The sequence below is a fragment of the Roseovarius tolerans genome (assembly GCF_028885395.1).
In the GTDB taxonomy this organism is placed as follows: Bacteria; Pseudomonadota; Alphaproteobacteria; order Rhodobacterales; family Rhodobacteraceae; genus Roseovarius; species Roseovarius tolerans.
The window spans coordinates 3,332,548-3,344,686 of sequence record NZ_CP118494.1 but is presented as its reverse complement, the minus strand read 5'-3'; the positions used below and the strand labels follow the sequence as shown (position 1 = coordinate 3,344,686).

Below are 12,139 nucleotides of genomic sequence, written 5' to 3'. Positions count from 1 at the left end.
TGAAACGCAGGCCGGTTGCATTGAATTGGAGAGAAAAGTGGACCAAAGTGAACAGCTTGATCTCGACCGTTTCGACCGGGCGATTCTGCGGGTTCTGGCGGGCGACGGGCGGATCAGCGTGACCGATCTAGCCAAGGCGATCGGGCTTTCGAAATCGCCCACGCAGGCGCGCTTGCGGCGGCTGGAGCGGGACGGTGTGATCACCGGCTACCGCGCGCTCTTCGATCCGATCCGGCTCGGGCTGGATCATGTCAGTTTCGTCGAGGTGCGGCTGCATGACACGCGCGAGGCGGCGCTGGCGGAATTCAACGCCGCTGTCTCCAAGGTGCCCGAGATCGAGCAGGTGCATCTCATTGCCGGAAGTTTCGACTACCTGCTGAAAATCCGCACGCAGAGCATGGCCGATTATCGCCGGGTTCTGGCCGAGCATATCTCGGGGCTGCCGCATCTGGCCAATACCTCGACTTATGTGGCGATGCAGGCGGTCAAGGAAAACGCGCTCTCGGACGTGATTTGACCTGCGCGTAGCCTGCGCCATTATATGTTGCATGAAACTTGCCCTGATCGCGTTTGCACTGATGGCCGGACCGGCCTTTGCCCAGACCTGCCCCGAGCCGCCTGATCACCGCGTGGCCATCGGTGGGTTGATCGAGGATGTGCAGCAGGCAGAGGACGAGCGCAGCGCGCGGCTCATTTCAAACGAGATGTGGGAATACTGGGCCGACGCGCCGGACACGCGCGCGCAGGACTTGCTCGACGAGGGCATGACGCGGCGCGAGGCCTATGATTTCGCCGGGGCCGTGGATGCGTTCGACGCGCTGATCGCCTACTGCCCGGACTATGCCGAGGGCTACAACCAGCGCGCTTTCGTTAATTTCATCCGGCAGGACTATGCGGCGGCGCTGCCAGATCTGGAGCGTGCGCTGGAATTGTCGCCGCGCCATATCGCGGCGATGACCGGGCAGGCGCTGACGCTTGTGGCGTTGCAGCGTCCGGGCGAGGCGGCGCTGATCCTGCGCCGCGCGCTCGACCTCAACCCGTGGCTGACCGAGCGCCATCTGCTGCCCGGGTTGGAGGCGCTGGAAGACGACATCTGACACGCCGCTATGGCTTTACACCCCGGTCAAAGCGGATATTGTCCGCGCGCGTCTGGTCGCCCTTGCCCGCGTGGTGGAATGGTAGACACAGGAGACTTAAAATCTCCAGGCCGAAAGGCCGTGCCGGTTCGAGTCCGGCCGCGGGCACCATAACTCTTTGTTTTCATTGAGTTTTTCTTTCGATGTAACAGTCGAAGGAACCCAAAAAATGACGCTAGAACTGCCCAAATATTTGCTTAAGCGCGGCTCCAATTATGCCGTTCGATTCACAGTTCCCCAAGAATATCAAACCGCATTCGGACGGAAAGAAGTGGTGCGAAGCTTAGGTACATCAGACCTTTATGAGGCCCTAGGGAAACGTGATGCCGTCCTTAAGCAGATCGAAGGTGAACTTAAAGGCCGCCTCGAAGGACGCCCGACTAAGGCGATGGTGAAGCCAGAGAAACTGGAAGGAACGACTGTTAGGGTCACAGTACACCGTTGGTTGTCTCAGGCGGATGGGATCAACAATAAGACGCGCCAGAGATACCGACAGCACCTTGAGGCATTCGAGGCTTTCGCAGGGGATATTGAGGTATCCGAAATCAATAGGGCGCTTGCTCTGCGGTTCATGGATCACCTGAAATCGACACCATCAGAAAGGACAGGTGAAAAACTGTCCGAGTGTTCCCTTCAATCCTACCAATCCTGTCTGGCTTCCTATTGGCGTGTCTTGGATCACTGGGGGATGGTGGACTCGGATGCTCGTAATCCCTTCTCGTCATTGCTGCGTCGTTTGGCAGGACAGCGAAAGCAGAAAGACCCGAGGTCAAAGAACCTACGACCCGTGACCCGAGAAGAAGCTGAGGCGCTCTTGGCTCATATCGAAGGCAATGACCGTCTCAAGTATCAGCGGGAAATGTATGTAATCGTCCGGTTGCTTTGGGTGACCGCATGTCGGCTCAACGAACTATGCAGCCGGTCGTTGGGCGACATAGACGACAGAGGCGATCATATCAGGATCAATATTCCGCAGTCCAAAACAGATGCAGGGAAGCGAGTGGTCATGGTCGTGGGGCAGGGGGATTGTGAGTTACTCAGAGACGCTGTGAGACGCGCTGAGACTGACCAACCGTCTTGCCTGAGAACGGCGGTGCAAAACTCGGCCACGGTAGCGGCGGGATAGTCCTGCTGCGGGCGGTGTAAAAACCGGCCATTTTGCTCTTCTTGTGACGGCAAGAGGGGGCGTGGAGATGCATACCGTGGATTTGTATTTGAAGGTTCGCCTGGCGTGTGGCGAAGGCATGAGCCAGCGAGAAGCAGCGCGTCATTTCAATGTTTCGCGCGACAGCGTAGCCAAGATGCTGGCGTTTTCAGCGCCGCCCGGTTACCGGCGCCAGAAGCCGATCAAGCGCCCGAAGCTGGACGGGTTCACCGAGATTATCGACGCGTGGCTGGACGGGGATCGTGAGACCCACCGCAAGCAGCGCCATACCGCCAAGCGGGTATATGACCGGTTGCGCGAGGAGCACGGTTTCACCGGCGGCTACACGATCATCAAGGACTATATCCGGGACCGCGAGCGGCGTGGACGTGAGATGTTCGTGCCGCTCGCCCACCCGCCCGGGGATGCCCAGGCGGATTTCGGCGAAGCCATGGTGATCATCGATGGCGTCGAGCAGAAGGCCCATTTCTTCGTCTTGGATTTGCCGCACAGCGACGCCTGCTTTGTGCGGGCCTATCCCGCGGCGACGGCGGAGGCGTGGATGGATGGCCACGTCCACGCCTTTGCCTTCTTCAGCGGCGTCCCGCACTCCATCCTTTATGACAACGATCGTTGCCTGGTCTCGAAGATCCTGGCCGACGGGACGCGCCAGCGCGCCACGCTGTTCAGTGCCCTGCAGTCGCATTACCTGTTCCATGACCGCTACGGGCGGCCGGGCAAGGGAAACGACAAGGGTAAAGTCGAGGGCATCGTTGGTTACGCCCGCCGGAACTTCATGGTGCCGGTCCCGCGTTTTGCCAGCTGGGACGCGTTCAACGCGGATCTGGAGGCCCAGTGCCGCAATCGCCAGAACGAGATCCTGCGTGGCCATAAGGAAACGATTGGCGAACGGCTGCAGCGCGATCTGGCGGCGATGAAGCCACTGCCCGGGGCTCCATTCGAGGCTTGCGCGCAAGCCAGCGGCCAGGTCAGTTCGCAATCGCTCGTGCGCTACGAGACCAACGATTACTCGGTTCCCGTCGCCTATGGTCATCAGAATGTCTGGGTGCGCGGCTATGTCGATCAGGTCGTGATCGGCTGCCGTGGAGACGTGATCGCCCGGCATCCGCGGTGTTACGTGGACATTGATCCCGAGAATGGAAAGATCACACCCACGGACCTCTGGGTTGAACATCTGGAAGACGTTGACGATGCCTTGAGTACGTCGCTGTACCATGCCGCTATGGCTGGTCGCCTCTATCATTTGGGCGATGGGATCAACCTCGCGGTGATGCCTGAGGTTCTCTTGAAGGCCGGTAACTCTCTGACCGTCTACACCTACAAGGCAGAGGGTTCGATCATGTATGCGTACCTAAAGCGCATAGGGTTGGACCCAGTGCATGACACAGGCTCACCTGAAATCGAACAAGAGTTCGTCCGACAGGCAAGAGACCTGATTACCGTTAAGGACGTTCGTGCATTGCGCGGGATCAGCCTCAGCTACAATAGTCAGACACGGACCAACTCGAAGACGCTTAACGAGAAGGTTCCAAATGCCTTGGCGTCTTTGCGTAGGTACCAATTCCCTGACACTTGGCTACCTAACATCCTCATTACCTGCCCCAAGGATAAGTGGTACCATAAGGGCAAGGCTCCATTGCTGGATGATTTCGGAGACGAGAAGACAGCCTTTCGTCCCGGTCCTTACGCCAGCAATAGCCGACTTGCAGCTAGTGGCTATGGTAAACCGAAAGCTACTTGGGTTCCCAATACGACCCGAGGAACTAATGACTACAAACACTGTACCCAAGCCATTTACTTGTACGACCAGAACCTGAATCCTTCGATCCTGAATTGGTTCGGTGGACCAAAGGTAATTTCGAATGATGATTATGCTTTGACAGAACTCATTCAATGGCTCTGGCGTACTCAGGTTCGAGACAACAAGCCGATCACCCTCTATATCCCATCCGAGCGTATGCGAGAGTTGCTCTTGAGTTGGCTCTGGGAAGGCCGGGTTCCGATCTCAGTTCGGGACCAGATCAGCCGTGATCGCAGCTAACAGCCAAACGAGTTTGTCTGTAAGCGAATTTGAGCCATAAAAATAAGGGGTTTCAGGCCCCTACCTGTAAAACAAATTGTACTTTGGGTCGGCCTCTTTCGGTCGGCCCTTAGTCGTTTTCCTATCATGATTTTCCAAACAAGAACGAAAGACACAAATGAACAAGACCGATCAATTACTCCGCCCAGAGAACCTCGATTTCCTCAGGGCCACCTTCGATACAACCGAAATCGACCTAGGACGCCTTTACTGGAAAGAGCGACCCCGACACCATTTCAAATCCTCTCGGAATCATACCACCTTCAATAACAAGTACGGTGGAAAGATCGTCGGCAAGACGCCCTGCCTCAAGATGCCTCACATCATCGTCGGCATCCGACACCCTGACCTCGGGCCGGTTCGAGTGATGCTGCATCGCTTGATCTGGCTACTCAAGTACGAGGAAGAACCACCCAAGCTGATTGACCATATCAATCGCATCCCTTTCGACAATCGCCCCTCGAACCTCAGGGCTGCGACGTACACGGACAACCTGACCAACTGCATTGCCAACTCGGGTTGCCTGAGTTCTGGCGAGGTCAAGGAAATTGGTGATGGTCGTTACAGAACCGTCTTTGTTCCTGGTCCAGGTATTCCCGAAATGGCCTTTGAGTTCGACTCGAAGCTGATGGCGAATACCGCTCTGAATTACCTCTCGTTCCTCTTTGACGCTCGTTATGCCGAGGTCGAAGGCCGAGGCTGAGCCTGTCCAGCCATCAGGCGTTCAAAATAGACAAACAAGGAAACTGAAACAGAAATGGAAATCATAAACATTACACCTTCCCTCGTGGCAATTTTTGCCTACGCCGCAATCATCCTCGCTACCCCTTCCCCCTACTGAATTTGAATAAGAAACTAGAAAATGCACACACGATCCGACACCTACACCAACCGCCTCATTGAGTACCTCAAGACCAAACCCGAGGGGCGTTATTCACCTTTCGATATTCGAATGGACCTCGGGATTTCTTCGCATTCTTGGCGCTGGTTCTCTAACCGCCATGTCTACCCTGAGGGGTCCAGAGTCCGAGCCAAGCTGTCCGAGATTGGGGTCGATATTGAAACGATCCTCAAGTGGTCTCAGCCAAACAGTCGGATGTACCCAGCGTCAATCTTTGTCGTGAAACAGCCGAGCAATGGCAGCTAAGTCCGGCCTCAAGAGTACCCCGAGGTACAAGTCGGAAACTTGGAAGACCAAAGAGCGAGCAAGCCTAGCCGAGAGGAAAAAGGCTAACTCAGGCAAACTCTGTTCTGTCTCGGGCTGCACCAAGAAACGCTACGATCTCTACCCGTATTGCTGGACCCATTCGAGACGCTACAGGCGCTATGGTCACCCGGTCATCAAGCTACCGACGCAAGGTGAACTCAGGGCCATAGAGAGTGCCATCAAGGCATGGCTCGACAATGACCACCTGACCACAAAAGCAGACCGAGAAGCCTTCAAGCGGAATTGGTCAGCCGGTCAACAGACCATCCGCAATCACCCGTCCTTTGCTCTGCCCTTTAGTCGGCTTCAAGGCCACTCGGGGTACACTCAGAAATCCAAGGGGCTGGTGATCCTCTCGCACTACTTTCACAGACAGGGGCATTCCCTCTCGGATGCCATGCTGCGCTATATGGCCGTAAGGCTCTGGACCGAGTTCAAGTGGCGAATGCCCGAAGGTAGCCGCAAGGGCTTTCAGAAAGAGCGGCACCTGTTCATGAATACGTGGTCGGGAACGTTCGTACTCACCAACTCAGGGTTCGCAAGGACCACCACCGAGGACAGGGTGATTGCGTGGGAACGCCCTTGGTATGTCTCCGAGAACCCCCGCGACAACCTGCCCAAACCGATCACCAAATCAGTGACCACCAAAAAGGCCCTCGACCGATGGTCGGTAGCAACCACCATTCGTGCCATTGGCGATGAACTCCGAGGCGCTGTGGAACACGCAATGGGAACCGACTGGGTATCCCGTGACCACCGCCTTTTACAGAAGGCAAGCGAGGCGCTGGGCCTCCCTCATTCAAACCCCAGCATCCACCAACACTTCGAACAATACTGATAATCCATAAGGAAATTGAAACATGACAACCGCAATTGATGCGAATGGCTACGCCGTACCGACTCCCACCGATAATCTCACCACCGACAATGAACTCGGATTCTCTGCCCGTGATGTACACTCCGAGAAGATTGCCAAAGGCTATTACCACACCGCCGACAGCTACATCCCTGACGAGCAGATCGACAACAACCCTGAGGTCGTGATCCGTGACGGTTCCCGGCAGCATGCCAACGGGGAATACCAGCCCGGTGATCTTGTCGTTATAGGTGGCATGGAGATTGCCTATGAGGACGCAGCGTCCCTCGGGTTGCTCAAAGGGGAAACCCTCAGCACCCCCGCCGACAACTTCATGTCCGACGCTGAGAATACCCGAGCCGAACTGCAACAGGCGCAGCAACAAGATACCCGACCCGAGGCCGCTCAGTTGCTCGAAGCCCAGCTTAAGGTTGCTGTGGGTGAAGGCAATGCCGATGCCGCTCTTGCCACTTTCCAAAACGATATCGTCTACAATGGCGAGATTGGCGAGGAAGGTTTCGCTTTCGCTCAGGAGAGGCTGGGAATGTCCGAGCAATCCGTCGCCTCGCTTTACGAGGACATGCGAGATACCGGCGATGGCGTCATGGCGCAGTACATGGAAACTGGCGATGGCCTTGGGGCTGAGCGGGTCGAGTTCTTGGCCGACAAGGCTTTCAATGGAAACCAAAAGGAACAGGCAATTGTCCGTAACCTCTGGTTCATGGCCGCTACCGGCAAGCTGAGCGCAAAGGATGCCGCAGAGGCATTTGATTTCCTCTATGCGCCCTATGCTGAGGCCGAGGCGTAATCATATGACCAAGCAGGACATGAATGCCACCCGCGCGGACCTTGAGAAACTCAATGGTCTCTTGATTCGCGCCTTGATTACCAAGCTTGAAAAAGACGAGGCGACAGCAACGGATATCGGGAACGCCGTTAAGGTCGTGACGTCGAACCGAGTGCAACCCGTGGAGCCTTAGGGTCACCTTGCGTACACCGGGGGTATACCGACAGACAGGCTGGATTTCCCGGTTGATGTAGACCTCAACGGTTGATCCCTGCGATAGCGTCTAGCCGTGGCGCACTGAGCAGAGAGGCAATTAGTAGCTATTGGGAGATAGGCGCGAAAGTTGGTGACGCCCTGAGGGGCGGCATATCATGGCGGTGTTCAGACGCCGCGATTCTCTGCTGAGAAAAGGATATGCCCCATGTCAGAGACTACCATTACTCAACTGCCCGATCCATCGGGATTTAGCGCCGATCCGTTCACGGATGTCATCCGCGATGGCGCGCGCAAGCTGATTGAACAGGCGATCCACGCCGAGCTGGCCACACTCATGGCGGCCTTTTCCGGAGAAAGACTTGAGGATGGGCGGGCACGCCTGGTCCGTCATGGTCACTTGCCTGAGCGCGAGGTAATGACCGGCATTGGTCCGGTGCCCGTGAAGGTGCCGCGGGTTCGGGATCGGGGTGCTTACGAAGACAAGATCACCTTCACGCCCAGCATCCTGCCACGTTACCTGCGCAAAGCGAAATCTATCGAAGAACTGCTGCCTTGGCTTTACCTCAAGGGCGTGTCCACGGGCGATTTTACCGAGGCACTTGAAGCGCTGCTGGGCCCGAATGCCAAGGGTCTATCCGCCAAGACCATCACGCGCCTGAAAGCCGATTGGTGGCAGGACTACGAGGCTTGGCAGAAACGCGATCTTGGCTCGCGGCGGTTTCTCTACATCTGGGCAGACGGAGTCTACTTCAAGCCGCGAATGGCTGAGGAAAAACAATGTGTTCTGGTGGTTGTGGGCGCAGACGAATATGGCCGCAAGGAACTGCTGGCCATGACCGACGGCTTCCGCGAGAGCACTCAAAGCTGGCGCGAGGTTCTGCTTGATCTTAAGCGGCGTGGCCTGAAGCAGGATCCAAAGCTGGCTATCGGCGATGGTGCCATGGGGTTCTGGACAGCCCTGCGCGAGGTGTTCGCCACGACGCGGGAGCAACGCTGTTGGGTCCACAAGACCATGAACGTGCTGAACGCGATGCCGAAATCCGTGCAAGCCAAGGCCAAGGGTCATCTGCACGACATCTGGCAGGCAGAGACAAAAGCCAAGGCCAACGCAGCCTTCGATTTTTTCGTCGAAACCTACGGCGTGAAATGGGACAAGGCGGTCGCCAAGCTGGTCAAGGACCGGGATGCGCTGCTGACCTTCTACGACTATCCGGCGGAACAGTGGAAACACATCCGAACGTCAAACCCGATCGAAAGCACTTTCGCCACGGTCCGGCACCGCACGAAACGCACCAAAGGATGCCTCAGCCGCAAGACCGGGCTGGCCATGGCCTTCAAGCTGATGATGTCAGCGCAGAAGAAATGGCGCAAACTCGACGGACAGAACCGCCTGCCCGAGATCATCCAGGGGGTTGAGTTCCGCGATGGGATCCGCCAACTTCAAACTGCCGCCTGATCAGGCATCACCAACTTTTGCCCATATCTCGCTATTGGCTGAGGTTGCCTCTCCGCCTCCTTCCAAAAAATGGAGACAAATACGTTGAATTCGAGTAATATCATTCCTTGTCCAGAGGTGTGTACAGGAGGCGGACACTCTAGTTCTGACACATCCTCCCCTGAGGGTTACCTCGTCTCTCCTCTGCCTGCATCCCCAAGCGGAATGTTACCAGCCTCTGGACAACCTCAAAGCGCTACAGTCTCTGGGTCTACCAAGAAACCCTCAGCGGCACTCAGTGACTCTCTACGGGCCTCTGTGGACGCCCTAGCGCCCCTGCATATCCTTGGCGATGATCTGTACGAGGAAATCCTACAAGCCCTGTTCAAGTCCAGAACGGGGCGGCAGGAATCCCAGACCAAGGGGATGCTCTACAATCCCAACATAACCCCGGCGCTGCCTTTCCTCTTTCGAGACCAAGAGGCGAGGGCTTGGTATGTCTTCGAGTGCATCAACGGTTTGACCTACCCGTGTGACCTAAGCCAGCCCGAGCGGGACAGGTTGAAACGCGCGTTTAACCGAGGGTGGGCAGACGGTTCACTCTCGTTCCTCGCAGAGGTTCCGCTTGGCGACTTCGAGTCCTACCGACCATGTTAGGGTTGACTGAGAAAAACCCTTACATTACCAAACTGGTCATCGGACGGAAAACGTGGTGAAAAATCTAAGAGTTTCCGGCGGTTAGGCTAAAGCATACAGGCGGTCAACGCCGTGTAACTTCGAGTCCGGCCGCGGGCACCAGGCGGTGAGCGTCACTCGTCGAGCGCGCCGTGGATCGCGAATTGCTCCAACCCCGCCTCCCGCGCCTCGATCATGCTGTAGGTCTCGCGCACGCCCGCCTCGGTCAACTCGCGCAGCACGGTAAGCAGCGTGTTGGGCGCGTGATCCTCGCAAAGCTCGATCATCTGGGTGATCTCGTCGCGGGCCACGGGCAAGGCGGCGTCGATGGAGGGGGCGCCGTAGATGTCCACGAAATGCTGCGCGAGGGCGCGGGTCAGTGTCTCGACCTCGGCCTCCTCGATCTGCGTGACCGCGACGAATGTGACGCGGCCGAATGTCTCCAACCCCAACCAGCCATTGGCAAACGCCTGCCGGGATTTGCCTGTCAGATCCGCATCGGACCAGTTGGAAAACTCGAACCCGCCCGAGATGCACCATTCTCCGGTGCGCGCCGGACTGTGATAGACGCGTTGGTCGCTTTCGTCGAAATGGATCGCGCGGGCGAGTTTCATTGCGGGGTCTCCAGACGGGTGCTGAGGGGGATGAGATGGGTGGTTTCGCCTTCGCGCATGAGCATGCCAAAGCGATCGTCGACGCCGAGATAGGTGCCGCTGCGTCCGTCGAGGGTGATGTGCTCGCCGATGCCATGGGCCAGACCGCGCCATTCTGCATGGAGCACCTTTGGGCCGCCGTCTTCCCAACGGTTGATCCAGACCAGCGTGTGCCGGGCCCAAGCCTCCAGCAGTCCCACCGGATCGACCTCGGCGCAGCCCTCGTCATAGAGCGCGGTCTGATCGGGCGCGTCTCCGGGCCGTTCGGTGATCTGGATCAACGGCAGTTCAAGGCCGACGACGAGCCAACCGGGCTCGGCATCCGGTGCGGTGCCACCCGCCGCGACGCGCAGCCGCCCGCAGGACGCGCCGTTAATGCGCAGGCCGCCCGCCCATTCCAGATGCACCGCCACTTCGGGCGGGGCGAGCGCGCCGAGCGCGTTCTGAAACCCCACGCCGCAGACAGGTACCATCGCCATCGCGTCTTCGAGCGGGACTTCGGGGGCGATGACGAGCGCGGCCAACAGGTGATTGGCCGTCACGTTATGCACGATCAGGCCTGCGTCACAGCCCAAGGCGGCCATGGCGCAGGCCTTCTCGAACGGGTCGATCGCGCCCTCGACCGCGAGGCCTGACATCAGCGGCGGAAAGCTGGGCACGCTCATGCCACGCCCTGTGCAATGAGTTGCCGCGCCACGTCGCGAAACGCCTGTGCCTGCGCGCTCTCGGGTTTCGAGACCACGATGGGCGCGCCGCCATCCGAGGCGAGGCGAATATCGAGATGCAGCGGGATTTCCGCCAGCAACGGCACGCCCATTTTCTCGGCCTCGGCCTTGACGCCGCCATGTCCGAAAACGTGTTCTTCATGGCCACAATTGGAGCAGATATGCGTGCTCATGTTCTCGATCATGCCCAGCACCGGCACATGCAACTGGTTGAACATGTCGATCCCTTTGCGCGCATCCAGAAGCGCCACGTCCTGCGGGGTGGACACGATGATTGCACCATCGACCTGCGCCTTTTGCGCCAGCGTCATCTGCACGTCGCCGGTGCCGGGCGGCAGATCCACGAGCAGACAATCGAGCGCACCCCATTGCACCTGCATCAGCATCTGTTGCAGCGCCCCCATCAGCATCGGACCACGCCAGACCACCGCCTGCCCCTCGTTGGTCATGAGGCCGATGGACATCATGGTGACACCGTGGTTGCGCATCGGCAGGATGGTCTTGCCGTCGGGGCTTGCGGGGCGGCCCGAGACACCGAGCATGCGTGGCTGCGAGGGCCCATAGACATCCGCATCCAAAAGCCCCACGCGGCGGCCTTCGGCGGCGAGCGCGCAGGCGAGGTTGGCCGACACCGTGGATTTGCCGACGCCGCCCTTTCCCGATGCGATGGCGATCAGGTGATTGACGCCGGGCACTTTCTCGGGGCCTTTTGGTTCGGCCTTTTTGCCGGGTTTGAGATCGGGCGGGGCCTTGGTGGAATGGCCGGTCAGCACGACCGAGACGGTCTCGGCCCCCGGCAGTTCCTTGACTGCGGCCTCGGCGGCATCGCGCACGGGGTTGTAAGCCTCGGCGCTTGCCGGGTCGATCTCCAGCACGAAGCGTACCGAGGCGCCCTCTACCGTCAGCGCGCGCATCACGCCCGCCGCCACGATATCCGACCCGCTGACCGGATCGGTGATGGTCTTGAGCGCCGCTAGAACGCTCTCTCTTGTCACTGCCACGTCAGTTCTGCCCTTTGATCGTGCCGGTCACGACATGCTCGATATCGAGACCCTCGACGGTCAGCACCACCTTGGCCTGAAATTCCTGCCCGGCTGTGGCGCCTTTTTCGCGCAGCCCCTCCTCGATGGCCTGCTGCGAGGTGACGCCCACCTGCTTGAGGAATTTGCGCATCGACATGTTGAACTCATCGCTCATCGGTTTC

At 58.3% G+C, this 12,139-nt stretch carries 12 protein-coding genes, 1 tRNA gene and 1 pseudogene; 10 read left to right on the top strand and 4 right to left on the bottom strand.

Features of this window, described 5'->3' with window-relative positions; translation table 11 throughout:
* Window positions 1-37: 37 nt before the first annotated feature.
* The 10 genes and pseudogenes from PVU19_RS16570 to PVU19_RS16525 all read left to right on the top strand — a co-directional run bounded on the left by PVU19_RS16570 (window position 38) and on the right by PVU19_RS16525 (window position 8,903).
* Entirely contained in the window at window positions 38-517 is a 480-nt protein-coding gene (locus PVU19_RS16570; RefSeq protein ID WP_050662042.1) for an Lrp/AsnC family transcriptional regulator, read from the top strand.
* A 31-nt stretch (window positions 518-548) separates the two neighbouring features.
* On the top strand, window positions 549-1,097 hold the full coding sequence (locus PVU19_RS16565) for a tetratricopeptide repeat protein (protein ID WP_050662041.1): 549 nt from the start codon (window positions 549-551) through the stop codon (window positions 1,095-1,097).
* A 64-nt stretch (window positions 1,098-1,161) separates the two neighbouring features.
* Window positions 1,162-1,247 (top strand) — tRNA-Leu (locus PVU19_RS16560).
* A 58-nt stretch (window positions 1,248-1,305) separates the two neighbouring features.
* Window positions 1,306-2,262: a DUF6538 domain-containing protein gene (locus tag PVU19_RS16555; RefSeq protein WP_082237468.1), complete on the top strand. Its 957-nt coding sequence runs from the start codon at window positions 1,306-1,308 to the stop codon at window positions 2,260-2,262.
* Between the two features lie 76 nt (window positions 2,263-2,338).
* Window positions 2,339-3,418, top strand: a pseudogene (istA, locus tag PVU19_RS16550) (IS21 family transposase); the annotation flags it as partial.
* Window positions 3,419-4,499: 1,081 nt separating this feature from the next.
* Window positions 4,500-5,084, top strand: a complete 585-nt coding sequence (locus tag PVU19_RS16545) for an HNH endonuclease signature motif containing protein (protein ID WP_050664503.1) — start codon at window positions 4,500-4,502, stop codon at window positions 5,082-5,084.
* 433 nt (window positions 5,085-5,517) lie between these two features.
* Window positions 5,518-6,426 (top strand): hypothetical protein, encoded by a 909-nt coding sequence (locus PVU19_RS16540; RefSeq protein ID WP_050664501.1) that lies wholly within the window; start codon window positions 5,518-5,520, stop codon window positions 6,424-6,426.
* Window positions 6,427-6,448: 22 nt separating this feature from the next.
* A complete protein-coding gene (locus tag PVU19_RS16535) occupies window positions 6,449-7,252 on the top strand; it encodes a hypothetical protein (RefSeq protein WP_050664500.1) in 804 nt (267 codons plus the stop codon).
* Between the two features lie 4 nt (window positions 7,253-7,256).
* Window positions 7,257-7,424 (top strand): hypothetical protein, encoded by a 168-nt coding sequence (locus PVU19_RS16530; protein WP_160316404.1) that lies wholly within the window; start codon window positions 7,257-7,259, stop codon window positions 7,422-7,424.
* 228 nt (window positions 7,425-7,652) lie between these two features.
* On the top strand, window positions 7,653-8,903 hold the full coding sequence (locus PVU19_RS16525) for an IS256 family transposase (protein WP_089280568.1): 1,251 nt from the start codon (window positions 7,653-7,655) through the stop codon (window positions 8,901-8,903).
* A gap of 788 nt (window positions 8,904-9,691) precedes the next feature.
* Here the strand turns inward: PVU19_RS16525 and PVU19_RS16520 are convergent.
* Genes PVU19_RS16520 through PVU19_RS16505 form a run of 4 tightly spaced genes read right to left on the bottom strand, consistent with a single transcriptional unit; the run spans window position 9,692 to window position 12,132 of the window.
* On the bottom strand, window positions 9,692-10,171 hold the full coding sequence (locus PVU19_RS16520) for a DUF6505 family protein (protein WP_050664179.1): 480 nt from the start codon (window positions 10,169-10,171) through the stop codon (window positions 9,692-9,694).
* Window positions 10,168-10,875, bottom strand: coding sequence for a biotin/lipoate--protein ligase family protein (locus PVU19_RS16515; protein ID WP_050664178.1), 708 nt, complete (start codon window positions 10,873-10,875; stop codon window positions 10,168-10,170). Before PVU19_RS16515 ends, PVU19_RS16520 begins: the two co-directional genes overlap by 4 nt.
* Window positions 10,872-11,936: an iron-sulfur cluster carrier protein ApbC gene (apbC, locus tag PVU19_RS16510; protein WP_050664177.1), complete on the bottom strand. Its 1,065-nt coding sequence runs from the start codon at window positions 11,934-11,936 to the stop codon at window positions 10,872-10,874. Before apbC ends, PVU19_RS16515 begins: the two co-directional genes overlap by 4 nt.
* A 1-nt stretch (window position 11,937) precedes the next feature.
* On the bottom strand, window positions 11,938-12,132 hold the full coding sequence (locus tag PVU19_RS16505; protein WP_050664176.1) for a DUF6494 family protein: 195 nt from the start codon (window positions 12,130-12,132) through the stop codon (window positions 11,938-11,940).
* Window positions 12,133-12,139: the final 7 nt, after the last annotated feature.

Bases quoted from the DNA above. Each gene is read 5' to 3' on its own strand.
- PVU19_RS16565 (WP_050662041.1), top strand. From the start codon at position 549: ATGAAACTTGCCCTGATCGCGTTTGCACTGATGGCCGGACCGGCCTTT.
- PVU19_RS16555 (WP_082237468.1), top strand. From the start codon at position 1,306: ATGACGCTAGAACTGCCCAAATATTTGCTTAAGCGCGGCTCCAATTAT.
- PVU19_RS16545 (WP_050664503.1), top strand. From the start codon at position 4,500: ATGAACAAGACCGATCAATTACTCCGCCCAGAGAACCTCGATTTCCTC.
- PVU19_RS16540 (WP_050664501.1), top strand. From the start codon at position 5,518: ATGGCAGCTAAGTCCGGCCTCAAGAGTACCCCGAGGTACAAGTCGGAA.
- PVU19_RS16535 (WP_050664500.1), top strand. From the start codon at position 6,449: ATGACAACCGCAATTGATGCGAATGGCTACGCCGTACCGACTCCCACC.
- PVU19_RS16530 (WP_160316404.1), top strand. From the start codon at position 7,257: ATGACCAAGCAGGACATGAATGCCACCCGCGCGGACCTTGAGAAACTC.
- PVU19_RS16525 (WP_089280568.1), top strand. From the start codon at position 7,653: ATGTCAGAGACTACCATTACTCAACTGCCCGATCCATCGGGATTTAGC.
- PVU19_RS16520 (WP_050664179.1), bottom strand. From the start codon at position 10,171: ATGAAACTCGCCCGCGCGATCCATTTCGACGAAAGCGACCAACGCGTC.
- PVU19_RS16515 (WP_050664178.1), bottom strand. From the start codon at position 10,875: ATGAGCGTGCCCAGCTTTCCGCCGCTGATGTCAGGCCTCGCGGTCGAG.
- PVU19_RS16505 (WP_050664176.1), bottom strand. From the start codon at position 12,132: ATGAGCGATGAGTTCAACATGTCGATGCGCAAATTCCTCAAGCAGGTG.